This is a genomic window from Streptomyces sp. NPDC033221 (assembly GCF_055577005.1).
The window spans coordinates 1-21,445 of the sequence record NZ_JBVIQN010000024.1 but is presented as its reverse complement, the minus strand read 5'-3'; the positions used below and the strand labels follow the sequence as shown (position 1 = coordinate 21,445).

Here is a 21,445-nt window from a genome sequence, read left to right as displayed (position 1 = left end):
GTAGCCATGACGAGTCCGATCAGCACATGCGTCAGGATTTCCGCACACCGAGGGCCGCCCGGGACCGGGCGGCCCTCTCAGTTGCGCGCCGCGGCTCCGGGGCCGCCGGCTGCGGCCTGCCCGTACGCAGGACCCGGTTGACCCGAGCGCTGTCCAGCACACGTTCCCATCGGGCGACGACGAGGGTGGCGACGCCGTTGCCCGCGAGGTTGGTCAGGGCCCGGCACTCGGACATGAACTTGTCGATGCCGAAGATCAGCATGATGCCCGCGGCCGGGACCGTACCGACGGTCGAAAGGGTGGCGGCCAGGGCGATGAAGCCCGCTCCCGTGACGCCGCCGGAGCCCTTGGAGGTCAGCAGCATGACCGCGAGCAGGCCCAGCTGCTGCCCCAGGCCGAGCGGGGTGTCGGTGGCCTGGGCGAGGTACACGGCGGCCAGCGAGAGGTAGATCGAACTGCCGTCGAGGTTGAAGGAGTAGCCGGTGGGGACGGTCAGCCCGACGATGTCGCGCCGGATGCCCAGCCCTTCGAGCTTCGCCATGAGCCGGGGGAGCGCGCTCTCGGAGGACGAAGTGCCCAGGACCAGCAGGAACTCCTCGCGCAGGTAGTACAGCAGGCGGAAGATGCTGATTCTCAGCAGCGTGGTGACACCGCCGAGGACCACGACGACGAAGAACAGGGACGTTCCGTAGAAAAGGGCGATGAGCCGGCCGAGGCTGGTGAGGGTGGAGATGCCGTACGTACCGATGGTGTACGCCATCGCGCCGAACGCGCCGACGGGGGCGGCCAGCATGACGTAATGCAGCATCTTGAAGACCACGGCGCTGAGCCGCGCCACACCGTCCACGATCGGCTGCCCGACGGGGCCCACCGTCTTCAAGGCCACACCGAAGAGCACCGAGAGGAAGATGACCTGGAGGATGTTGCCCTCGGTGAAGGCGCCGACCGCGCTGGACGGCACCAGGTCGGTGAGGAGGTGCCACCAGCTCTGCCCCGACCCGCTCTCCGCGTACCGGGCGGCGTCGCCTTCCAGACGCAGATCGCCGGGGTGGGCGTGCACGCCGGCACCGGGCCGGAAGACGTTGACGGCGAGCAGGCCCGAAAGGAGGGCGAGCAGGGTGCCCGCCTGGAAGTAGGCGAGCGACTTCAGACCGACGCGGCCCACCCGGCCGAGGCTGTCGACGCTGCCGATCCCGGCCACGACGGTCAGGAAGACGATCGGCGCGATGAGCATCTTGATCGCCGCCACGAAGGTGGTGCCGACCGGGCCCAGCGCCGCTCCGGCCGCGGGCCACAGCCAGCCGGTCGCGATGCCGGTGACGATCGCGGTCAGCACCCAGAAGTAGAGCTGCCGGTACCAGGGCCTGGTCGGAGCCGGACCGGGAGCAGCGATCGGAGGGGAGGCCGGTGTGGCGGGCTCGGGTGGTGCCATGGCGTATCACCTCGTCGGGGAACGGGCACAGCAGGATGCGGGGGCAGGACCGCGAAAGAACGAACCCGCGAAAGGGCGGGCGGATCAGAGCAGTTCGAGGAGCTTCTCGGTGAACTCCGCGGTGGTGGCGGAACCGCCCAGGTCGGGCGTACGGACGTCCGTCTTGGCGAGGACCGCCGCGATGGCGTCGGTGACCTCCTTGGCCGCTCCCGGGTGTCCGAGGTGCTCCAGCATCAGGGCGGCGGACCAGACCGCGCCCAGCGGGTTGGCGATGCCGCGCCCCGCGATGTCGGGCGCCGAGCCGTGCACCGGCTCGAACATCGAGGGGAACTCGCGCTCCGGGTTGAGGTTGGCGGCCGGCGCGATGCCGATGGAGCCCGCCACGGCGGCCGCCAGGTCACTGAGGATGTCGCCGAAGAGGTTGGAGGCCACCACCACGTCGAAACGTGCCGGTTCGAGCACGAACTTGGCTGCCAGCGCGTCGATGTGCTCCTGGTCCCACGCCACCTCCGGGCGGGCGGCACCGCGTTCGGCGACCAGTTCGTCCCAGAAGGGCAGCGTGTGCACGATGCCGTTCGACTTGGTGGCCGAGGTGAGCCTGCCCCGGCGGCTCGCGGCCAGCTCGAAGGCGTAGTCCAGCACCCGCGTCACCCCGGCCCGGGTGAACACCGACTCCTGCACGGCCGCCTCCTCGGGAAACCCGCGGTGCAGGCGCCCGCCGATCTCGCTGTACTCACCCTCGACGTTCTCCCGCACGACGACGAAGTCCACCTCCCCGGCCGCAGCGCCCCGCACGGGACTGTCGATCCCCTCGAAGACGCGCACCGGCCGCAGATTGACGTACTGGCGGAAGCCGCGGCGGATGGGGATCAGCAGCCCCCACAGCGAGACGTGGTCCGGTACGTCCGGGCTGCCGACCGCGCCGAGCAGCACGGCGTCCTTGTCGCGCAGCCGGTCCAGGCCGTCCGGGGGCATCATCGCGCCCTCGCGCAGGTAGCGCGCGCAGGACCAGTCGTCGTACGAGGTGTAGGAGAACGCGAAGCCGTGGCGGCGGCCGACGGCGTCCAGCACCTGCCGCGCCGGGGGCAGCACCTCCGTGCCGATGCCGTCGCCGGGGATCAGGGCAATGCGGTGGTTCGTCATGCGTCCGATTGCAGCAACGGGGTTGGTGGAGCGTCCAAGACGTAGTGGTGATCTGCCTGATCAGCCGGGACTATCAGCGGACGTGGGACCCGGCCGGGGCCGGGTACGGTGGGTGGCGGGAACGTGCGCGGGCGTCAGTCGGCGGCCCCGGGCAGGGCCGCCGTCACAAAGGCCCGCGCGGCCGGTGACAGCCCGGTGCGGCGGCTGACCAGCCCGATGTTCAGCGTGGTCCGCGGCTCGATGTCCAGCACCCGGGCGCCGGCCCGTTCGGCCATGGCCCGCCAGGACTCCGTCACCACCGCCGACCCCACCCCGGCCAGCACCAGCGGGAGCAGGGCGACCCGGTGTTCGGTCTCGGCGGCGATGGTGCACGCGACACCCCGTTCGCACAGACCGTCCACGTACGCGCGCATCCCGGTGCCCCGCTGCCCCACGATCAGCCGCTGTCCCGCCAGTTCCTCGCAGGCCACCTCGCGCCGCCCGGCGAACGGCCCGTCGGGGGAGGCCACGAGCACGAAGCGCTGCTCCCCGGCGGGCAGTGACACCACCTCCCGGTCCGGCAACGGGCCCGCGGTGGCCAGCAGTCCGAGTTCGACCGCGCCGGTACGGACCATCTCGACCACGTCCCGGGAGGTGAACGCCGCCTTGATCACCACGGACACCCCCGGGTGACGGCCGCTGAAGGCACGGATCATCGTGGTCAGGGGTTCCACCGCCTGGGACGGCATCGCGGCCACGTCCACCCGGCCGGTACGCAGTTCGTGCACCGCCGTGACACTGGCCCGCGCGCTCGCCAGGCCGCGGACCGCCGCACGGGCCGGTTCGATCAGGGCCCGGCCCGCCTCCGTGAGCACCGCGCGTCGGCCGATCCGGTGGAAGAGGTCGCTGCCCAGGTCGCGTTCGAGTGCCCGGACCGACTGGGACAGCGACGGCTGGGAGACGTACAGGGCCGCGGCGGCCCGGTGGAAGCCGCCCTGGTCGACGATCGCGAGGAAGTACTCCAGCTGCCGGATGTCCATCCGCCGATTCTCACCCGCGCGCGTCTACCTTGCCCCGGGCGACCCTGCACTCTCCGGGGCCGCCGCCGCTCAGAACCCGTCTTTGCGCCGACGTGGGCGACTCCGATCGCCGTTCTGCACCGGTCGGTTGAGGGGCAATGCGTTGTGGTGCCGGGAGTCGTGGCAGGCTCACCGGATGGATCACATATTCGACGCCCCGCCCGCTGATCGAGAGCTCCTTTCCTTCGTTGTCGACTTGGCCACGCGTGCCGGGCAGGTGTCCGCGCGGGGATTCTTCGGGGAGTGGGGCAGCCATCGGAAGGAAGACGGCAGCGAGGTCACCGAGATCGACCTCGCGGTAGAGGAGCTGGTCAGGAACGAGCTGGCCCGCCGGCTGCCGGAGGACGGCATCTACGGGGAGGAAACGGGCTCGACGGCCGGGACGTCAGGGAGACGGTGGATCATCGATCCCATCAACGGCACCACAGGGTTCGCCCGCCGGTGGCCACTGTTCTCGAACGACATCGCGTACGAGGACGAGCACGGTCCTGCTGTCGGGGTGATCAACATGCCCATGAGCCGGCAGCTGGTCGTAGCCGGGCGGGGCCTGGGCTGCTGGGTGCTGACCGGGGAGAACCCGGACCTGAAGTCGGGTCGTCGCGCCCGGGTCACCGAGCGGACCAGCGTGCGCGGCGCGAGGACCCAGGCGCTCAACCCGGCCGGCTGGCCGGAGAAACTCCTCACCGCGCTCCACCGTCAGGTCTTCCTGATGGCCTCGATGGGCTGCATCGTGGACCTCGTCACCGGCCGCGCGGACGCCCTGGTGATCGCCGGGCCGCCGATGGGCTACTGGGACGTGGCCCCCATGCCGGTCATCGTGTCGGAGGCCGGCGGCCGGGTGACCGACCTGGGCGGCGGGTCCGTGCTGGAGGGCGACATGACGGTGCTGGCCACCAACGGCCTGCTCCATGAGGCGATGCTGGACCTGGTCGAAGGCCTGCCGCGCAGCCGCGACCTGTACGCCCTCGACGACGGCGTATAGCGAGGCGGGAGGCCGAGGGAGGTTCGCAGGCGGGTTCTCAGCCTCCCTCCACGGCCTCGGGTAAGGCGCTGCCGCACCCCGGAGCCAGTTCGGTGACCGTCCAGGGCTGTCCGGAAGCGGGCAGGGCGGCCACCGCGGACTCGACATCGCGGTGGACGGGCAGGAGCCAGGCGGTACCGGTACGGGCGGTCAGCTGGCGGGTCGCGGCACCGGCGCCGATCAGCACCACCCCGCCCCCGGTCGAGCGCAGCAGCATCGACAGGCGGGCCAGCGCGCCCAGCGCCTCGACGTCCAGATCGGCGGCCGACGCCACGTCCACCAGGATCATCGGGGTCGTCGCGCCGAACCGGACGGCCCTGCCCAGGCGTGCGGCGGCTGTCGGGGCGTGCCCGGGGAGGGCGAGCAGATGGTAGTGGGAACCCGCGGCGGGCGAGGTCATGGCCGGCCACCTTTCGTCGGAGCGGTTCGGGAGGTGGGTCACGCGAATTCCCGGGTGCTCCGGCAACGCCCGCCTCATGCCCCCGCCGACGTACGCAAAAATCAGTTCCCATTGTGCTGCCGCACACACGCCCCTGGCGCCGGCGGCACCGGGAGCGTGCGGAGCATCGGCAGCAGCCGGGCGGAGGGCCGGATGCGCCGGTCCCGATGTGCCGAACATTCATCGAGCCCCATGGCCTCGGCCCGACGCGAACCCGCAGTCGCACCCGTCGGCAGGCGGTGAGCCGGCGTGTCCAGGTCATGCTCGACGCGTGCCAGGGCCGGGAGTGGGTGTCGAGCCGGAACCCGCGCGTACGCAGACCGATCGGCGCCTTGGGTGTCCGCTCCGCCGACGGGGTGCCCTTCCTGACCCCGGACGTGCAGCTCTTCTCCAAGGCGCGCACGCCACTTCCCGAGAATGAAGCGGACTTCGACGCGGCGCTGCCCGTACTCACGGACCGGCAGCGGCGGTGGCTCGCCGACGCGATCACCGATACGTACGGGGCCCACCCCTGGGCCGAGCGACTGCGGTCCTGATCGGAGCGTCGGAGCGGCTGCGGCGTGTGGTCCTTCGCGACGCCGTCCTCCCGTGCATCGCCGCCGCCGTCCCTCGGGGGAGTGATGGCAGGGTCTGCCCTGCGGGGACCGGAATGTCAGACCTATGCATTACTGTGCGTTGCGTAAGTGACAGGAATGGCCTGGGTGGCGTGGTCGACAGAAACGCCGCGGCGGAGCAACAGGGGTGGGACGTGCAGAAGTACATCGCGCGGCGTGTGGGAGTGACGCTGGCGGCTGTGGCCGTGGTGGCGGGTCTGACGAGCTGCGACGACGGCGGCGACAAGACCAAGGCGGCCAAGGGTGCCGAGCAGAAAGCCGAGCCGGTCCAGGACAAGGACGCGTCGGTGAAGGCGCTCACGGCGGCGTACAAGAAGACCGCGGCGGCGAAGTCCGCGAAGGTCTCGATGACCATGTCGATGCCCGCGTCGGTGAAGGGCGGCGGCGAGACGCGGATCAACGGCGTCATGGGCTGGGGCCCGCTGGTGATGGACGTGACGGTGAGCGAGAGCAAGCCCGGGGCGTCGGCCGATGGCGCCGAGAAGAACCATGTGATCTGGGCCGATGACGTCGCCTACATGGACCTGAGCACGGGCATGGGCGAGCAGATGCCCGGTCTCGGTGACAAGAAGTGGGCCAAGATCGATCTGAAGGCGGCCGCGGCGGGGGCCGGTGACGGCAAGCTCGCCAAGCAGATGACCGCCGGCCTGGAGGACATGAACCAGGACCCGGCGCAGCAGCTCGCGATGCTGCTCAACTCCCGGGACATCAAGAACCTGGGATCCGCCGAGGTGGACGGCCGGAAGGTCGAGCACTACCGGGGATCGCTGACGGTCCAGGAGGCCCTCAAGGGCCGCAAGAGCATGGAAGCCCTCTCGCCCCAGGACCGCGAGAAGCTGCTCGCGAACATGCAGAAGACCGGCATCAAGGGCTACGACTACGAGGTCTGGGTCGACGAGAACGAGTACCCGGTGAAGATGGACACGCGGGTGCAGACGCCGCAGGGCACGACCAGCATGTCCTCGAAGTACTCCGACTACGGCACCAAGGCGTCGGTGAAGGCGCCGCCCGCCGAGGAGACCGCCGACCTGATACAGATGCTCAAGGACCTCAGCGCCCAGATGAAGGCGCGCACCTCCTGACGTCTGCTCACGCCGGGCCACCACCGGAGCGGTAGGCGCTCCGTCCGCAGGCAGACGCGGCCGACCGACGGCGGCGGCAGTCCGACAGCGGTAGACAACGTGGTTGACCATGTGAGGTGCGGTGCCATAGCCTCAGGTGGTCAACCGGGTTGACCATCAGCCTGTCCGACCCCGTTGCCCGACCCCTGTCGACCGCATCCGTGGAGGATCTGCCATGCCTTTGGCCACCGGAGCCGACGCTCCGACCTTTGAACGCCCCGGCTTCACCTTCCGCCCGCTCGCGGTGCCCTCACGCGGCAGTACGGAACTGGCGGTCTGGACGCTGCACGCGGCCCCCGGCGCCACGAGTGAGCCGCACCGTGTGGACCGCGAGGAGGTCTTCGTCGTCCTGGACGGCCGGATGGCGGCCACCGTGGGCGGCGAGGAGATCGCCGCCGGGCCCGGTGACGCCGTCATCGTGCCCGCCCACACGGAACTGTGCCTGCGCAACGGCGATGCGCCCGCGACCGTCAATGTCATCACGTCGGCCGGGATGCAGGCCACGCTCGGGGACGCGACGTTCCCGCCCCCGTGGGCCCAGTAGGCGAAGGGGCGGGAAGGGCGTCGCGCGGCGCTCGCCGGGCCCGCGGGTGGACGTGCCGTCGCCGGTTCTAGGGCGGACGTACGCCCCCGGGTGACACGTTCGGTCGGATCTCGGCCTCATCGACGTGCGCCGGGCGGTTCCGGGGGTACCGGTCCAGCCTGCGACGTCGTCCTAGGAGGCAGCATGGCATTCAATCCGCTCCCGGAAGAAGGCAAACCCGGCGGCACGGCCGGCCGCGTCGGCGCGGCGGGCGGCGGCCCGGCGCCGGAAGGGCGCCGGCAGGGCGGCGATGATCACGGGCACGGGGACCGGGCGGAATCGGTGGGCGGGACGTACGCACAGGGGGAGGAGATTCCCCTGCGCGGTTACGCCGTGCTGGCCGGGACCTACACGACGGCCACCGCCCTGTTCGCGCTGGGCTTCCGGAAGTCCGGACGTACGCTGCCCTCCCGTGTCCCTCCGTGGGACGTGCTGCTCCTGGGCGCGGCGACGTACAAGGCGTCGCGGCTGCTGGCGAAGGACAAGATCACCGGCCTGTTGCGGGCGCCGTTCACCCGGCGCAAGGAGGCCGTCAGTGCCAGTGAGGTCATGGACGAGCCCCGCGGTCACGGCCTGCGCCTGGCCACCGGCGAGCTGCTCGCCTGCCCCTTCTGCCTCGCCGCCTGGATCGGTACGTCACTGGTCTGCGGTTACGCCGTCGCCCCGCGCGCCACGCGGCTGGTCGCCTGCGGACTGAGTACCGTGATGATCTCCGACTGGCTGCAGTACGCCTGGAGCATCACTCAGGAGCGGGCCGAAGGGTGACGCACCGCCCGCGCCGGGCCCTGGCGGAAGTCCTGAGGCCCCGGGAGTCAGAGCGTGGGCGGCTCCAGTGCGTACGTGGTGCCGCAGGCGCCGCAGGCGAAACGGCCGTTGAGACCGTCGTTCGCGCTCTGGCATTCCGGACACGTGGCGGAGGTGAAGTACACGGACAGCGGTTCGGCCGCCCCCGCACTTTCTTCCGTCGGGACACCATGCTTCTCTGTCATCCGGATGCCTCGCAGTTGCACGACCAGCTGCCGTCGGGCCTCTGGATGGCCTGGGCGCCGTACCGGTTGCCACTCATGATGCCCTTCCCCCCGGCCCCTGAAGTACATGACACCCCCGAGGACAGGGTGCGCCTACAAAAACATCACAAAACCCCCTAGGAACGGTTACGTCGAAGCCTCTGACGCGTAGAGCGGGCGCACGATGCGCGTACCGGAGCACGAGTGCTCATCGGGGGGCGCAGAAATCATCGACGGCGCACCCCGCCCCTGGCCAGCCGCCCCACAAGACGCCGTACGGCCGGGTTGCGCGTGCTGCTCCCACGCGTAACCCGGCCACCGCCGCTCCGCCCGTGCGTGCCGGGCGTCGGGGCGCAGGCGGGGGTTCAAAGACAGGCTCTTACGCCTTCGTGGGAGATCCCAGGGCGTCCGTGTGCTTCGGGAGCAGCAGCATCAGCGCTGCCGCCGCCGCATAGAACGCGATCTGCCAGGGGAGGACGGAGGAGAACGCGTCTCCGTAAGCCGTCAGCGGCGAGGCCCTCGCCGCGGACGATGCGTCCAGTTCGGCGAAGAACCCCACACCCAGAACGGCCACTCCCACCGCGTTGCCGACCTGGCCGACAGTGGTGAGCACGCCGCCGGCGGCACCGGCGTCCCGCGCGGGGACGCCGGCGAGAACGACGTTGACCAGCGAGGGCGATGTCAGGCCCAGCCCGAGTCCGCCGATGAACAGCGGCAACGCCAGGTGCCAGTACGAGGGTGCGGCCCCGTCCCGTACGACGAGCAGCAGGAACAGCTGCGAGGCGGCGAGGACCAGCGAACCGGTCACGAGCAGCAAACGGCCGACGCGAGCGGCCAGTTGTACACCGATCCCGGACGTGAGGGTCGAGCCGATCGCGTAAGGAAGGATGATCAATCCGGCCTCCAGGGCCGAGCGTCCGGTGCCGTACTGGAGATAGAGCGACAGCAGCAGGAAGAACGAGCCGAGGGCGCCGAAGAACAGCGCGGAGGCGGCCAGACCGCTGCGGAAGGCCCGTACGCGCAACAGCCCCGGATCGAGGACGGGCTGGTCACCGCGCGCGACCAAGCGGCGTTCCCGCCGGAGGAAGAGGGCCGTGACCGGCACGGACAGGGACAGGAGGGCGAAGCCCCACCAGGGCCAGCCCCAGTCGTGGCCCTGGACCAGGGGGAGCAGGACACACACCGCGGCCGCCGCGGCGAGCGCCGCGCCGGGGAGATCCAGCCGGGGCCGCGACGAAGCGTTCGACTCGGGCAGGAACCGTACGCCGAGCACGAAACCGACGACCGCGACGGGAACGTTCACCCAGAAGATCGTCCGCCAGCCCAGACCGAGCACGTCCGCGTCGACGAGCAGGCCGCCGAGCAGCGGACCCGCCACGGACGCGAGCCCGAGCACCGCACCGTACGCGCCGAACGCCTTCGCCCGGGCGGCCGGCGCGAAGGACGACCGGATGATGCCGAACACCTGCGGCACCATCAGGCCGCCCGCCAGGCCCTGACCGACACGGGTGGCGACCAGGACCACCGGGTCCGGCGCGAGCGCGCAGGCCGCCGAGGCGGCCGCGAACGCCGCCAGCCCGATGAGGAAGACGCGCCGCCGCCCGAACTGGTCACCTACGCGCCCGCCGGTGATCAGCCCGGCGCCGAGCGCGAGGGTGTACCCGGCGACCGTCCACTGCAGCGTGGCCTCGCCGGCCCCGAGCCCTTCGGCGATCGCCGGGGCGGCGACCGTGACGATCGTCGCGTCGAGCAGTTCCATGAACGAGGCGACGAGCACCACGACGAGGGCGACCACCGCCGAGGGACCGGAGACGACGGCCGCCCCCGCATCCGGTCGCGGCTCTTGTCCTCGCCCGCCTCCCGGACCGGACGCCGAGGCGTCCTTCCGGGGTGACGTTCGTGAGGGGTGTGGAGTGCGCGGCAACGCCGCCTGATCTGTCGGGGCGGCCGCCGTCGCGCCGCCGCCCATGTCGGAAGGAGTGGTCATGAAGGTCAGCGTTACAGGAGTACCGGCCACATAACGGCCGCTATTCCTGAGAGCCTGTCTTTGAACCCCCGTCGTCCGCCCGAAGGGCGGGCGCAGCGGCGGTCGGTGCGTGCGATCGGCGTGCGGCGCCCCAGGTCATGTGGCGGAGCCACCTGTCCTGGGACGCCGTGCGGCGAGCGTGCGTGCCGGGCGTCGGGGCGCAGGCGGGGGTTCAAAGACAGGCTCTGACAGGGTTGCGCCATGGCAGAGACGTCGGCACGGCTGCTCCTCCTGCTCTCCCTGTTCCAGTCCCGGCGCGAATGGCCGGGATCGGTGCTGGCGGAGCGCTTGGAGGTGAGCCCGCGCACCGTGCGCCGGGACATCGACCGGTTGCGGGAACTGGGCTACCCCGTACGCGTGAGAAAGGGGCCGGGCGGCGCGTACCGCCTGGACGCGGGGGCGAAGGTCCCGCCCCTGCTGTTCGACGACGAACAGGCCATGGCGGTCGCCGTCGCGCTGCAGACCGCCCCCTCCACGGTGGCCGGTCTCGGGGAGGCGGCCGCGCGTGCCCTGGCCACGGTCCGCCAGGTCATGCCGCAGCGGCTGCGGCAACGGGTCGACGCGGTACGGGTGACCTCGATCGACAACGCCTGGGACCTCGCGGCGCCGCCGGTGGACCCCCGGGTACTACTCGCCGTGGGCACCGCCGTCCGCCACTGCGAGGTGCTCGGGTTCGACTACGCGGACAGCCGTGGGCCAGGCCCGGAGCGGTCGCGGCGTGTGGAGCCGCATCACCTCGTCATGTGGTCGGGCCGCTGGTACCTCGTCGCGTGGGATGTGGCGCGCTCCCACTGGCACACCTTCCGGGTCGACCGGATCACGCCGCACGCCCCCACCGGTCTCCGCTTCACGTCACGGGAGCTGCCCGGCACGGACGTCACGACGTTCGTCATCGGCCAGCTGGACCGCGGAGACACCCCCGACCAGTGGTGCTGCCACGGTGAAGTGATCCTCGACGCCCCCGCCGCGGTCGTCGCCCGCTGGGCACCCGGTGGCGCCGTGGTCGAAGAAGTCGGCCCGAGCCGCTGCCGGCTCAGCCTCGGCGCGTGGTCCTGGCCGGGGCTGGCGGCCCTGATCGGCACGTTCGGCTGCGACATCGAGGTGATCGGCCCGCCGGAACTCACCGCGGCATGTGAGGAACTGGCCCAGCGGTACGCCAGGGCGGCGGCGGGCCCTGCGAACGGACCGGCGGCCCGCGCGCGGCACGATCACAGCGTCACGTGGTGACATAGGGTGATAGGGAATGGCACGAGGTGTCGTGTGGCAGGGCTTCGGCGTCGAGAATGTACGTACGACGGGAACCTGTGTCAAACTCCTGACATGAACGACCGGAAGCCCGTGGCACCGCCGCACCCCGCCCAGGACGTCACCGAGCACGTGGGGTACCGCCTCAAACGCTCCGCCGCCGCCCTGCGCGGCGCCATGGACAGGGCGCTGCGCGAGTACGGCCTGACGGTCCCGCAGTACGCCTGTCTCGAACTGCTCGACGAGCAGCCCGGCCTGTCCAACGCCGACCTCGCCCGCGGCACGTTCGTCACGCGGCAGTCCATGAACGTCGTGCTCCGCGGTCTGCAGGACGCGGAACTGGTCGCCCGGCCCCGCACCACGGACCACGGACGCGCCCTCCCCGCCACCCTGACCGAAACGGGCCGTGACCGTCTCCACGCGGCCCGCGGCGCCGTCTACGCCATCGAACGGCGCATGATCGACGCCATTCCGCAACAGCGCCTGACCGCCCTCCTCGCCGACCTCGACCGGATGGCGGAAGCGCTCGGCGACCGCCCCTGACGGCCTGGGGGAGGGGGTGGCCCGTCACGCGCGCGAGCCCCTGCCGCCGCTCGGTCGCGGACCGTCGACAGGGGCTCGCCATGGGGTCGGACCGGCGCGGCACGTGCTCCGGCGGGCACCCCGGGTGATGTCGGGCTCAGCCAGCGGTGTTGGTCGCCCAGATCGGACGGCCGTTGGTGTTGTAGATGACGACGTTGCCGTCGTCCTGCACGGAGAACGTGGCCCCGTGGTTCCCGGTGGTGTCGGAGTGCCAGATCTGCTTGCCGTTGGAGTCGTAGACGACGAGGTCGCCGTCCATCTCGAAGGCGGCCGTCTCGCCGTTCGGGTGGACGTTCTCGGCCTGCCAGGCCGCCTTGCCGTGGCGGTAGACGACGAAGTTGCCGTCCTCCTGCAGCCGCAGAAGGGTGTTGCCGTCACCGGATGTCCAGGCCTGGTTCCGGCGGATCGAAGTCCTGGGCCGGAAGTCCGCGTTCGCCATGTCTTCCCCTCGGTCCGGCCTCGGGGCCGCTCCCCGGGCCGCCAGTCAAGCTAGCCCGGTGGGGGCACGGGGCCGCAGGGGGAATGACGCCGTCTGAATCGCTCGGTGCGCAGCCCGGAGAAGCAGCCACCCGCCGCCGCGCGCCGCCGTCCGCCAAGTTCTCGCGTGGGAGTGCCCGAAGCCGCCTCCCGGTGGGAGGCGAGGGCCCGCTGTGCCGGCTGCGGCGCCGGAGGGCGGGGCGATCTGGCGGAAACCTGTTCGCGCCGGGCCGCCGACAGGCCCGTGGGGCGTGTCCGAGAGCCGGACCCCGGCCAGTCAACTCGTGCTTCTGGCCGCCGAATCTGGCGTACACGGCACCTTGCGGACGGGCCGGCCGTTCGGGCGGTCCGGACGGACAGGGCGGCCCAGGCAAAGCCGACGGTTCGGGCGGCGGGCAGCGTGCGGTGTACGGCGGGCTGCGCACGGCGAGCGGTCACCCGACCCCATGCCCGGGCTCATCGAGCCACATGCTGTGCTTGCCATCGGATTCCACGCTGACGCCGAACCGGGGAAGGTCCGGGCGGCCGTTCGCACGCCACCAGGTGTACGCGGTGACCACTTCCTGCCACAGATCGCGCGGCCCCCAGGCGCGCACCGAGCCGTGCCGCCACCAGGCGTCGTACGAGACGACGGCGACCGACGTACCGGACTCGTCCCAGAGCTGGACCTGCTCGTCTGCCCCTTCGCCGCGGTGGGTGTAGTCGACGTCGCGCGCGTGCAGGCCGATGGCGAAGTCCTGCTGCCAACTGCCCTTGAGCACTTCCGCCGGGTCGAGGGGAGAGGCACGGAGGCGGGAGCCGTCCGGTACGTCGAGCACGCGGCGGGTACGCTGGCCGCGGACCCACATGTAGTGGGCGCTGCCGACGAACCGCCCCTGCGCCCGGCCGCCCGCCACCCGCAGCTTGAGCAGGCCCGCGTTCGCGTACGCCGTCCCGAAGGGCGTGAGGACGATCCCGCCCTCGGCGGTCTGCTCCAGCCACGCCGCCGGAACGCGCCGTACCGACGCCGTACTGATGACGCGGTCGTACGGCCCCGACTTCGCCCGGTCTTCCGCCGGGCCGCCCGCCAGCCCGTCACCGCAGACGGCCCGCACCGACGTGTACCCGGCCCGCTTGAGGTTGCCCGCGCCCCACGCGGCCAGCGCCGGGTCCACCTCCACGGTCGTCACCCGCGCGCTGCCGACCCGCTCGCACAGCAGCGCCGTGTTGTAGCCGGACGCCGTGCCGATCTCCAGGACGCGGTGGCCCGGTGCGAGATCCAGGTGGCACAGCTTCTCGTACGCGATGTCCATCGCGGACACCGACGACGTGAAGTCGCCGCGGGCCGGCCCGTCGGGGGCGGTGGCCCCGTCGTCCATCTGCACGATGGCGGAACGGTGGGTGTCCCACACGGCCCGCCGCCACCGCTCCTCGTCCTTGTCGCGGTCCAGCAGCGGGTACCGGCCGTCGTCCTGAGCGGGCAGGCCCCAGAACCGGGAGGGCACGAACCGTTCTCGGTCCACCACGTCGAACGCTTCCGCCAGCCACGGCTGGCGGAAGCCCCCCTTGGCGGCGAGTGCGGTGCGTGCCACGTCTCGCCAGCGCACCGGCTACTTCTTCTTGCCCGGGTTGTCGCCGTCCGGGCTGGGCGGCTCGGGCGGCGGCGTCCACGGCTTGTCGGACGGTTCGCCCCGGTGATGTCCCATGCTGCCTCCTCGTGGCCCGTTGCGGCGGGCCCAGTCTGCCCCGGAAACCGGAGCGCCGGACCATGCCGTACGGCGGCCGGCCGCCAGAGCGTGACGAGGAGTCACTGCGTTCGAACCTCCGCAACAGCGGGTTCGGATCACTCGGCGGCCCCGGCGCAGGGCTCGTGACGCGTGGCCGGAAAATCACCACACATGATCGCCGTACGGACAACTCCGGTAGGTTCGCGGGGCGATCCCCGGACCCGGTGAAGGAACGATCCCCATGAACACGTCGGAGGACATCGGCATCCCGGACGCACTGTCCGCGACGTACGACAAGAGTGACGCCGGAAGAGCATGGCTCGCCGCTCTGCCCGCCCAGGTCGCGGAATTCCTCGACCGCTGGGAGCTGCGGCGGGACGGCGAGACCGCTTCCGGGATGGCGTCACTCGTACTGCCGGTCGTGCGTACGGACGGGACGCGTGCCGCAATGCGGTTCCAGCGGCCCGAGGAGGAGACCGACGCCGCGCTGATCGGACTGCGGACCTGGAACGGCGACGGCGCCGTGCGGCTGCTCGCACACGACAGGGCGCGCGGCGCCATGCTGCTGGAGCGGCTGGACGGATCCCGTACGCTCGCGACCGTCGCGGACGACGACACCGCGATGACCATCCTGGCCGGGCTGCTGCGGCGGCTGGTCGCCGTCCCCGCTCCGGAGGGTCTGCGCGGACTCGGTGACATCGCCGCCGAGATGCTGGAACAGGTGCCCACGGCGCTGGCGGCGCTGCCCGGCCCCGCCGACCAGCAACACCTGCGGACCTGGGCATCGGTGGTGGCAGACCTGGCCGGCGAGCCGGGGGACCGGCTGCTGCACTGGGACCTGCACTACGGCAACGTGCTCGCCGGGGAGCGCGAACCATGGCTCGCCATCGACCCGGAACCCCTGTCCGGAGACCCCGGGTTCGACCTGTGGCCCGCCCTGGACAGCCAGTGGGAGGACGTCGTGGCGACGGGAGACGCCCACCGCGTGGTGCGGCGACGGTTCGACCTGCTCACCGACGCACTGGGCCTGGACCGCGAGCGGGCGGCCGGCTGGACGCTGGGACGGCTGCTGCAGAACTCCTTGTGGGACATCGAGGACGGCGCGACGGCACTCGCCCCGTCCCAGACCATCGTCGCGGAGGCTTTGCTGGACCGGTGACCGGTGACCGGTGACCGGTGACCGGTGGGCCGGTGGCCGCGGTCGGCGCCGCCCCTCCGGCCCTTCCCACCCCGCTCGACCGCCCCTCCGGCCCTTCCCACCCCGCTCGTCCCCGTTCCGGCCCGTGACTCACACCACAGCGTCAACGCCGGAATGCCGGGTGTAAGGGTCTCCGCCCGGGACACACGAGCGGCAGTGCTTCGGATCCGTAGGCACCCTTCCCTTCTTCGGCCGAGGGGCCCGTCTGTCGTTTTCCGGACCGGCCTCTCGCCTGCCTGCGGACCACCCACCCCTGAGCGGCAAAGGAGAGCCGGCGATGGCCACCCCCGCAACCGCGCGCCCCCGGGAGCGCGGTGCCAACGATGTCGACACCAGCGACGAGTTCCGTCTGCTGGCCACGCTGGAGGACGGGCCGGTCAAGGAGCAGATACGCCGACGCATCATCACTGCCTGGCTGCCGATGGCCCACCGTCTGGCGTACCGGCTGCGGGAGCGTGGCGAGCACCTCGACGACCTGAAGCAGGTCGCCGCTCTGGGGCTGGTCAAGGCCGTCGACCGTTTCGACCCCGACCGCGCCGACGCGTTCGAACAGTTCGCCGTGCCGACCATCACCGGTGAGCTCAAGCGGCACTTCCGCGACCACACCTGGCATGTGCACGTGCCGCGCCGCATCCAGGAACTGCGTAACAAGGTCCGGGCCGCGGTCAAGGAACTGAGCACCACACTGGACGGGCGCACGCCCAGCGCGGAGCAGATCGCCGCGCACACCCAGCTGCCCGAACAGGACGTCGCCCTCGGGCTGAGGGCACTGGAGACCTACCGGTCCCTGTCCCTGGACGCCGCCCTCGACCACGGCGGCGAGAGCGGCGACGAGCACACCCTGATGCATGTCCTCGGCGCGCTCGAAGACGCCTTCGCGCTGGTCGAGGACCGGGAGACGGTCAAGCCGGTGCTGGCCCGGCTGCCCGAGCGGGACCGCCGCATCCTGTATCTGCGGTTCTTCGAGGACATGACGCAGAGCGCCATCGCGGCCGAGCTGGGCGTGTCGCAGATGCACGTCTCCCGCCTGCTCAACCGGGCCCTGTCCCGGATACGGGCGGAGGCGACGCGGGCCCCGGCGGAGAAGTACCGCAAGGCGGCCTGAGCAAGGCTGCCTGAGCAAGGGTTCCGGCATGAGGTGTGGCCGCGCCGACGGGGTACCGAGTGAAAGCGTACGGTCCACCGACAGAAGCGGACCGGATGAGGAACGGAGCGTGCATGGCCGGTCAGACGCGGAAGCAGGAGCTTCCGGCGCGCAAGCAGAACGGTCGAACGGACCAACGGGAGACCAGGTCCGGAAAGCAGCGGTCCCCGGGTGGGCACCGTGAGCAGCCCGCCGCGCAAGGACGCGTCGCCCGCGTGCGGCAGTGGTGGAGCCGGGCCTGGGGCTCGGCGGGGCACGAACGCCACACACTGCTGCTGATCGGCAAGAGCACACTGGCGGCGACCGTCGCCTGGGTGCTCTCCTACAACCTGCTCGACGCGGAGTCCCCGGCGTTCGCGCCGTTCTCCGCCGTCCTGATCATGCAGGTGACGGTGTACCAGTCCCTGCTGCAGTCGCTGCGTTACGTGGGCGCCGTGGCGACCGGGGTCGCCGTGCAGGCGGCCCTGGGCTACCTGGCCGGTCCGGACCTGCTCACCTTCGCGCTGGTGGCGGTGGTGGCCCTGACCATCGGCCGGTGGCCGGCCCTGGGCTCACAGGGATCCCAGGTGGCGACGGCGGCGTTCTTCGCCTTCTCCACCTACGTCTCGGCGCCGGCCGGCCTCGGCAAGATCACCCACCTCGGGCAGATCATCCTGCTGGTCCTCATCGGGTGCGGTGTCGGCGTCATCGTCAACATCGCGCTGGTGCCCCCACTGCGCTACCGCAGCGCCGAACACGGTATCCACACCCTCGCCCGCGCCCTGTGCGACCTGGTCAGCGACATGTACCCGGCGATGCGGGAGGGCGAGATGGAGGAGGAGCGGATCAGCCACTGGCGCGGCCGGGCCGAGCAGACCGGCGGGCTGATCACCCAGGCCGAGAACGGGCTGCGGACGGCGCGGGAAAGCCTCTACTACAACCCGCGCAACCGCCTGGGCCGCCACCGCGGCCGTACGGGGTTCGAAGGGTACGGCACGGTGCTCAACGCGCTGAAGCGGACCATGTATCAGCTCGCCTCCCTCACCCGCAGCCTCGACCAGTGGCGCCAGGACGGCGGCGAACGGGACCGGCGCTTCCTGAGCTGCTACGCCGACTTTCTGGAGTCCCTCTCCCGGATCACCCAGGTCCTGGGGCAGCTGACCGAGGAATCGCTGTCCGACCAGGCCCGCGAACTCTGCGGGCTCGCCGACCAGGCGCAGGAGTGCTGCCGCCGGGTGACCGAACAGGCCGAGCAGGACGAGCTGCCGCTCACCGATCCGGCCTACCCCTACGGAGTACTCGTGGTGGAGGCCACCCGGCTGATGGACGAGTTCCAGTACACCTGTGACGTACTCCAGAGGCAGGTCGACGACGAGTGACGGCGGCGGTCACCGGCCACCGCCGTCATCGGCCGCCGCCCGCCACCGGCTTCCCCCAGCTGCCGACCTGTCCGGGTGATCTTCGTGATCTTCAACCGCCGGCGGGCACCGGCGGCTGACCGGCACCGGCCGCTGCGCCTGCCGAAACCCGTGCCTCACCCGGCCAGAGCACGGCGCAGCACGGCACCCAGCTCGGCGAGCTGCCGCTGCGACACCTCGGCCGACAGGATCGCCTGCGACCCGTGGAACGTGCCGGGCCACTGGTGCAGCTCGACCGACACGCCCGCCTGCAGCAGGCGCAGCGCGTAATCGATGTCCTCGTCACGGTTCGGACACAGCTCCGCGGTGGCGATGTAGGCGGGCGGCAGGCCGGACAGGTCGGTGGCCCGTGCCGGAGCGGCGTACGGCGTGGCGGGCGCGGAGCCCAGGTAGTGCCGCCACGTCGCGGCGACCTTGTCGCGGTTCATCCAGGGGGTCGAGGTGAAGTTCCGCTGCGACCAGGTCTCCTGCCGGTCGTCGAGCTCGGGCTGGTTGAGCAGCTGGTAGCAGATCGGCGGCCCCTTCCGGTCACGCGACCGCAAGGCCAGCGCGGCAGCTATGCCTCCGCCGGCACTGTGGCCGCCGACCGCGATCCGCCGCGCCTCGATGCCGAGTTCGGCCGCGCGCCCGGCCGCCCACGTCAGTACGGCGTAGGCGTCGTCCAACGCGGCCGGGAACGGGTCTTCCGGGGCCAGCCGGTAGCCCACCGAGATCACCACCGCACCGGAGAGGTCCGCGAGCCGGGCGGCCCATGGGTGCTCGGTCTCCACGTCGCCCATGACGAAGCCGCCGCCGTGCAGCCAGATGATGGCGCCCTGCGCCCGGCGCGGACGGTAGACGCGTACCGGTACGTCCGGGTCGGCGGGCACCGTACGGTCCTCGACGTCCAGGCCCGAGGTGTCCGGTGCCGGCACCGAGGCCGCCAACCCGGCGAAGTTCCTGCGTTCGGCGATCGGGTCGGTCAGGTCGGCCCGGGGGAACAAGGGGATGAATGCTTCGAGTTCGCAATCCATGCCGGCCATCCTCGCGGTCGCCGCCACCACGATCATCCGCCACCCGTCGGCCATCCCGCCCTGCTCACGCACCGATCGGCGCCGGCTCCCTGCCGGAAGCCCCCTCCGCCCGCCCCGTGGATCCGCTGGTCGGGTGAGCACACGTGCCCCACGTGCCCCACCCCCGGTTGTCCGGGACACGCGCCGAGGCTCCGAAGCAGCGGAGCACGGCAGCAGCGGCGCACGGGAGCATGGAGGCACGAGTGGAGCTGAAGGACCGTACGGAAGATCCGGTCCGCCGGACCCTGGTCGTGGGAGTCGTCGCCGCACGTACCGGACGACTGGCGAGCCTGGGCGACCCCCTCGATTTCGCGGCGTCGTTCCTGCGGACCAGGCTTACCCGGCTCGTCAACGGAAGCCACGCGTACGGTGTGCGCCTGGAGTGCCGGGACAGCCGGTCCACGGCGGACGGCGCGCGGCAGGCGGTACGCGAGCTGGTGGTGGACGAGGGCGCGCGGATCGTCGTGACGCTGGCCGGTACCCAGGTGCTGCCGGCCGTCGCCGACGCCTGCGAAAGGGCGGGTGTGCCGTGCGTGTCGAGCGCGTTCCCGTGGCAGGTCTACTACTACGGACGCGGCGCGAGCGACACCGAACCGTTCCGCTACACGTACCACTTCTGCTGGGGACTCGACGCCATCGCCGGCACCTTCGCGGATCTGTGGGAACTGGCCGACGGCCCGGGACGCACGGTGGGTTGCCTGTGGAACGACGGGCCGCAGGGGGCATGGTCCCGCGACGCGGAGCGAGGTTTCGCCCCCACCGCCCGGGCCCGTGGCCACCACCTGGTGGACCCGCCTGCCTACACCGAACCCGCCGCAGACCTGTCCGGCCACGTCACGGCGTTCACCACCGCCGGCGCCGACCTCGTCACCAGTGCGGCCACCGGCCGCGACCTGGCACTCTTCCGCGCCACCGCCGCCGAGCAGAGTGCCACGCCCCGGCTCATCACCTGCTCGCGCTGGCTCGCCTACCCTCCCTCGACCACCGGCGCCGGCCGGCGGCCCGCGCAGGCGAACGTGGCGACCCTGGTCTACTGGACACCCGGCCACCCCCACCGTTCCTCGCTGGACGGCACGACCGCCGCCCAGCTGGCCGACGCGTACGAACACGCCACAGGCAGGCAGTGGCTCCAGCCCCTCGGCCTGGCCCACGCCCTGTTCGAGGTCGCCGCCCACGCCCTGCGGACCGCCGACGACCCCACCGACCCGGCGGCGGTCGCCGAAGCGGTCGGCCGCACTCGCCTGGACACGGTCGCGGGGCCGCTGGACTGGACGGCGGGGCCGGTGCCAAACGTCGCCACCGTGCCGCTCGCCGGAGGACAGTGGCAGCCCGGCCGCCGCCATGACTACGAACTGGCGGTCGTGACCAATCCGCACATCGACGGCCTGCCCGTCACCGCCGACCTGCTGTTGGAGCGATAGCACGGACCGGCCACCGAGTCTTCCCCCGCGTACCGCCCGATGCCCCCACCACCCGGAACCTCGTAGCTGACCAGCGGAAACAGGCAAAAGTGGCGTATTCTGGCCGTGGCTCCGGCGAGCGCGCCCACCCTTACCTCCGATTTACCGCACTTCCATGCAGGATGGGCGGGCTTTGACGTCGGTCGCGCAGGGCGCGACACCTGAGGGAGGATCATCAGTGGGCTCGTTCCCTGTCCCGGTACCGGTCGCCGTGCCCGTCTCGTCGGGACACGGAGGCTGACCGCCGTGGCTGCCCCCGCCGAGCCGCACCTGCCGGTGAACCTGCCCCCGAAGCCGTCCGCGAGCCCCGCGCCGGCGCTCCGCCCGGTGCGATGGCTCCGGCCGACCATCCGGATACGGCTCACCCTGCTGTACGGCTGTATGTTCCTGATGGCCGGGGTCGTGCTGCTCGCGATCATCTACATGTTCGCGGCCAACACCCTCAAGGAAGGCACTCCGGAGTTCGAGGTTTTCGGCACGGACATCAGCGTGGGCAACGTCAACTGCCGGACGCTGCCGTCGGTCGGCTCGATCGACGAGATCAACGACGCCATCAGCAACTGCCTCCACGACCAGCGTGCCTCGGTGCTGCAGACCTTCCTCCACCGCTCCCTGCTGGCGCTGCTGGGCCTGGCCGTCGTGGCATTCGCCTTCGGGTACGCGATGGCGGGCCGGGTTTTGTCGCCGCTGGGCCGGATCACCCGGACCGCGCAGCGGGTGGCGGGCTCGGACCTGCACCG

Annotated in this window: 20 protein-coding genes and 1 pseudogene; 12 read left to right on the top strand and 9 right to left on the bottom strand. The window is 71.6% G+C overall.

The window, feature by feature from the left end; all coding sequences use genetic code 11:
- Positions 1-31: 31 nt before the first annotated feature.
- The 3 genes from dctA to ACZ53K_RS27415 all read right to left on the bottom strand — a co-directional run bounded on the left by dctA (position 32) and on the right by ACZ53K_RS27415 (position 3,594).
- On the bottom strand, positions 32-1,432 hold the full coding sequence (dctA, locus tag ACZ53K_RS27425; protein WP_468841453.1) for a C4-dicarboxylate transporter DctA: 1,401 nt from the start codon (positions 1,430-1,432) through the stop codon (positions 32-34).
- Between the two features lie 84 nt (positions 1,433-1,516).
- Positions 1,517-2,575, bottom strand: a complete 1,059-nt coding sequence (locus tag ACZ53K_RS27420; RefSeq protein ID WP_468841451.1) for a tartrate dehydrogenase — start codon at positions 2,573-2,575, stop codon at positions 1,517-1,519.
- A 134-nt stretch (positions 2,576-2,709) separates the two neighbouring features.
- Entirely contained in the window at positions 2,710-3,594 is an 885-nt protein-coding gene (locus tag ACZ53K_RS27415) for a LysR family transcriptional regulator (protein ID WP_468841449.1), read from the bottom strand.
- 175 nt (positions 3,595-3,769) lie between these two features.
- On the opposite strand from ACZ53K_RS27415, the gene ACZ53K_RS27410 reads away from it, so the two are divergent.
- Positions 3,770-4,615 (top strand): inositol monophosphatase family protein, encoded by an 846-nt coding sequence (locus ACZ53K_RS27410; RefSeq protein ID WP_468841447.1) that lies wholly within the window; start codon positions 3,770-3,772, stop codon positions 4,613-4,615.
- 37 nt (positions 4,616-4,652) lie between these two features.
- Here the strand turns inward: ACZ53K_RS27410 and ACZ53K_RS27405 are convergent, their stop codons facing one another.
- Positions 4,653-5,054 carry an STAS domain-containing protein gene (locus ACZ53K_RS27405; protein WP_468841445.1) on the bottom strand — a complete coding sequence of 134 codons (402 nt, stop codon included), beginning with the start codon at positions 5,052-5,054 and terminating at the stop codon, positions 4,653-4,655.
- A 278-nt stretch (positions 5,055-5,332) separates the two neighbouring features.
- Here ACZ53K_RS27405 and ACZ53K_RS27400 point away from each other — a divergent pair, with 278 nt between their 5' ends.
- From ACZ53K_RS27400 to ACZ53K_RS27385, 4 genes are all read left to right on the top strand, one after another.
- The gene (locus ACZ53K_RS27400) at positions 5,333-5,629 is read left to right on the top strand and encodes a hypothetical protein (protein ID WP_468841443.1); all 297 of its coding nucleotides are present in this window, start codon (positions 5,333-5,335) and stop codon (positions 5,627-5,629) included.
- Between the two features lie 170 nt (positions 5,630-5,799).
- On the top strand, positions 5,800-6,789 hold the full coding sequence (locus ACZ53K_RS27395) for an SCO4651 family lipoprotein (protein WP_468841441.1): 990 nt from the start codon (positions 5,800-5,802) through the stop codon (positions 6,787-6,789).
- Between the two features lie 214 nt (positions 6,790-7,003).
- Positions 7,004-7,372 carry a cupin domain-containing protein gene (locus ACZ53K_RS27390; protein WP_468841439.1) on the top strand — a complete coding sequence of 123 codons (369 nt, stop codon included), beginning with the start codon at positions 7,004-7,006 and terminating at the stop codon, positions 7,370-7,372.
- 183 nt (positions 7,373-7,555) lie between these two features.
- Entirely contained in the window at positions 7,556-8,176 is a 621-nt protein-coding gene (locus ACZ53K_RS27385) for a DUF1360 domain-containing protein (RefSeq protein ID WP_468841437.1), read from the top strand.
- Between the two features lie 47 nt (positions 8,177-8,223).
- On the opposite strand, the gene ACZ53K_RS27380 is transcribed toward ACZ53K_RS27385, so the two are convergent.
- Both ACZ53K_RS27380 and ACZ53K_RS27375 read right to left on the bottom strand, forming a co-directional pair.
- The gene (locus tag ACZ53K_RS27380; RefSeq protein WP_468841435.1) at positions 8,224-8,400 is read right to left on the bottom strand and encodes a transposase family protein; all 177 of its coding nucleotides are present in this window, start codon (positions 8,398-8,400) and stop codon (positions 8,224-8,226) included.
- Positions 8,401-8,797: 397 nt separating this feature from the next.
- Positions 8,798-10,405, bottom strand: coding sequence for an MFS transporter (locus ACZ53K_RS27375; RefSeq protein WP_468841433.1), 1,608 nt, complete (start codon positions 10,403-10,405; stop codon positions 8,798-8,800).
- A 240-nt stretch (positions 10,406-10,645) separates the two neighbouring features.
- Between ACZ53K_RS27375 and ACZ53K_RS27370 the strand changes: the two genes are divergently transcribed.
- The gene (locus ACZ53K_RS27370; protein ID WP_468841431.1) at positions 10,646-11,671 is read left to right on the top strand and encodes a helix-turn-helix transcriptional regulator; all 1,026 of its coding nucleotides are present in this window, start codon (positions 10,646-10,648) and stop codon (positions 11,669-11,671) included.
- 93 nt (positions 11,672-11,764) lie between these two features.
- Positions 11,765-12,232, top strand: a complete 468-nt coding sequence (locus ACZ53K_RS27365; RefSeq protein WP_468841429.1) for a MarR family winged helix-turn-helix transcriptional regulator — start codon at positions 11,765-11,767, stop codon at positions 12,230-12,232.
- A 136-nt stretch (positions 12,233-12,368) separates the two neighbouring features.
- On the opposite strand, the gene ACZ53K_RS27360 is transcribed toward ACZ53K_RS27365, so the two are convergent.
- Together ACZ53K_RS27360 and ACZ53K_RS27355 are read right to left on the bottom strand one after the other, a co-directional pair.
- Positions 12,369-12,710: a hypothetical protein gene (locus ACZ53K_RS27360; RefSeq protein WP_468841427.1), complete on the bottom strand. Its 342-nt coding sequence runs from the start codon at positions 12,708-12,710 to the stop codon at positions 12,369-12,371.
- A gap of 472 nt (positions 12,711-13,182) precedes the next feature.
- Positions 13,183-14,319 (bottom strand): methyltransferase domain-containing protein, encoded by a 1,137-nt coding sequence (locus tag ACZ53K_RS27355; protein ID WP_468841425.1) that lies wholly within the window; start codon positions 14,317-14,319, stop codon positions 13,183-13,185.
- Positions 14,320-14,695: 376 nt separating this feature from the next.
- Here ACZ53K_RS27355 and ACZ53K_RS27350 point away from each other — a divergent pair, with 376 nt between their 5' ends.
- From ACZ53K_RS27350 to ACZ53K_RS27340, 3 genes are all read left to right on the top strand, one after another.
- On the top strand, positions 14,696-15,613 hold the full coding sequence (locus tag ACZ53K_RS27350; protein ID WP_468841423.1) for an aminoglycoside phosphotransferase family protein: 918 nt from the start codon (positions 14,696-14,698) through the stop codon (positions 15,611-15,613).
- A gap of 316 nt (positions 15,614-15,929) precedes the next feature.
- Complete coding sequence (locus ACZ53K_RS27345) at positions 15,930-16,757, top strand: SigB/SigF/SigG family RNA polymerase sigma factor (RefSeq protein WP_468841421.1); 828 nt, start codon at positions 15,930-15,932, stop codon at positions 16,755-16,757.
- 113 nt (positions 16,758-16,870) lie between these two features.
- The gene (locus tag ACZ53K_RS27340) at positions 16,871-18,154 is read left to right on the top strand and encodes an FUSC family protein (protein ID WP_468841419.1); all 1,284 of its coding nucleotides are present in this window, start codon (positions 16,871-16,873) and stop codon (positions 18,152-18,154) included.
- 155 nt (positions 18,155-18,309) lie between these two features.
- Here the strand turns inward: ACZ53K_RS27340 and ACZ53K_RS27335 are convergent, their stop codons facing one another.
- The gene (locus ACZ53K_RS27335) at positions 18,310-19,206 is read right to left on the bottom strand and encodes an alpha/beta hydrolase (RefSeq protein ID WP_468841622.1); all 897 of its coding nucleotides are present in this window, start codon (positions 19,204-19,206) and stop codon (positions 18,310-18,312) included.
- Positions 19,207-19,448: 242 nt separating this feature from the next.
- Between ACZ53K_RS27335 and ACZ53K_RS27330 the strand changes: the two genes are divergently transcribed.
- Positions 19,449-20,666 (top strand): ABC transporter substrate-binding protein, encoded by a 1,218-nt coding sequence (locus tag ACZ53K_RS27330; RefSeq protein ID WP_468841417.1) that lies wholly within the window; start codon positions 19,449-19,451, stop codon positions 20,664-20,666.
- A 285-nt stretch (positions 20,667-20,951) separates the two neighbouring features.
- Positions 20,952-21,445: pseudogene (locus tag ACZ53K_RS27325) on the top strand (two-component sensor histidine kinase); the annotation flags it as partial.

Coding starts and splice junctions, on each gene's coding strand:
- dctA (WP_468841453.1), bottom strand. CDS start 1,432: ATGGCACCACCCGAGCCCGCCACACCGGCCTCCCCTCCGATCGCTGCT.
- ACZ53K_RS27420 (WP_468841451.1), bottom strand. CDS start 2,575: ATGACGAACCACCGCATTGCCCTGATCCCCGGCGACGGCATCGGCACG.
- ACZ53K_RS27415 (WP_468841449.1), bottom strand. CDS start 3,594: ATGGACATCCGGCAGCTGGAGTACTTCCTCGCGATCGTCGACCAGGGC.
- ACZ53K_RS27410 (WP_468841447.1), top strand. CDS start 3,770: ATGGATCACATATTCGACGCCCCGCCCGCTGATCGAGAGCTCCTTTCC.
- ACZ53K_RS27405 (WP_468841445.1), bottom strand. CDS start 5,054: ATGACCTCGCCCGCCGCGGGTTCCCACTACCATCTGCTCGCCCTCCCC.
- ACZ53K_RS27390 (WP_468841439.1), top strand. CDS start 7,004: ATGCCTTTGGCCACCGGAGCCGACGCTCCGACCTTTGAACGCCCCGGC.
- ACZ53K_RS27385 (WP_468841437.1), top strand. CDS start 7,556: ATGGCATTCAATCCGCTCCCGGAAGAAGGCAAACCCGGCGGCACGGCC.
- ACZ53K_RS27380 (WP_468841435.1), bottom strand. CDS start 8,400: ATGACAGAGAAGCATGGTGTCCCGACGGAAGAAAGTGCGGGGGCGGCC.
- ACZ53K_RS27375 (WP_468841433.1), bottom strand. CDS start 10,405: ATGACCACTCCTTCCGACATGGGCGGCGGCGCGACGGCGGCCGCCCCG.
- ACZ53K_RS27370 (WP_468841431.1), top strand. CDS start 10,646: ATGGCAGAGACGTCGGCACGGCTGCTCCTCCTGCTCTCCCTGTTCCAG.
- ACZ53K_RS27365 (WP_468841429.1), top strand. CDS start 11,765: ATGAACGACCGGAAGCCCGTGGCACCGCCGCACCCCGCCCAGGACGTC.
- ACZ53K_RS27360 (WP_468841427.1), bottom strand. CDS start 12,710: ATGGCGAACGCGGACTTCCGGCCCAGGACTTCGATCCGCCGGAACCAG.
- ACZ53K_RS27350 (WP_468841423.1), top strand. CDS start 14,696: ATGAACACGTCGGAGGACATCGGCATCCCGGACGCACTGTCCGCGACG.
- ACZ53K_RS27345 (WP_468841421.1), top strand. CDS start 15,930: ATGGCCACCCCCGCAACCGCGCGCCCCCGGGAGCGCGGTGCCAACGAT.
- ACZ53K_RS27340 (WP_468841419.1), top strand. CDS start 16,871: ATGGCCGGTCAGACGCGGAAGCAGGAGCTTCCGGCGCGCAAGCAGAAC.
- ACZ53K_RS27335 (WP_468841622.1), bottom strand. CDS start 19,206: ATGGATTGCGAACTCGAAGCATTCATCCCCTTGTTCCCCCGGGCCGAC.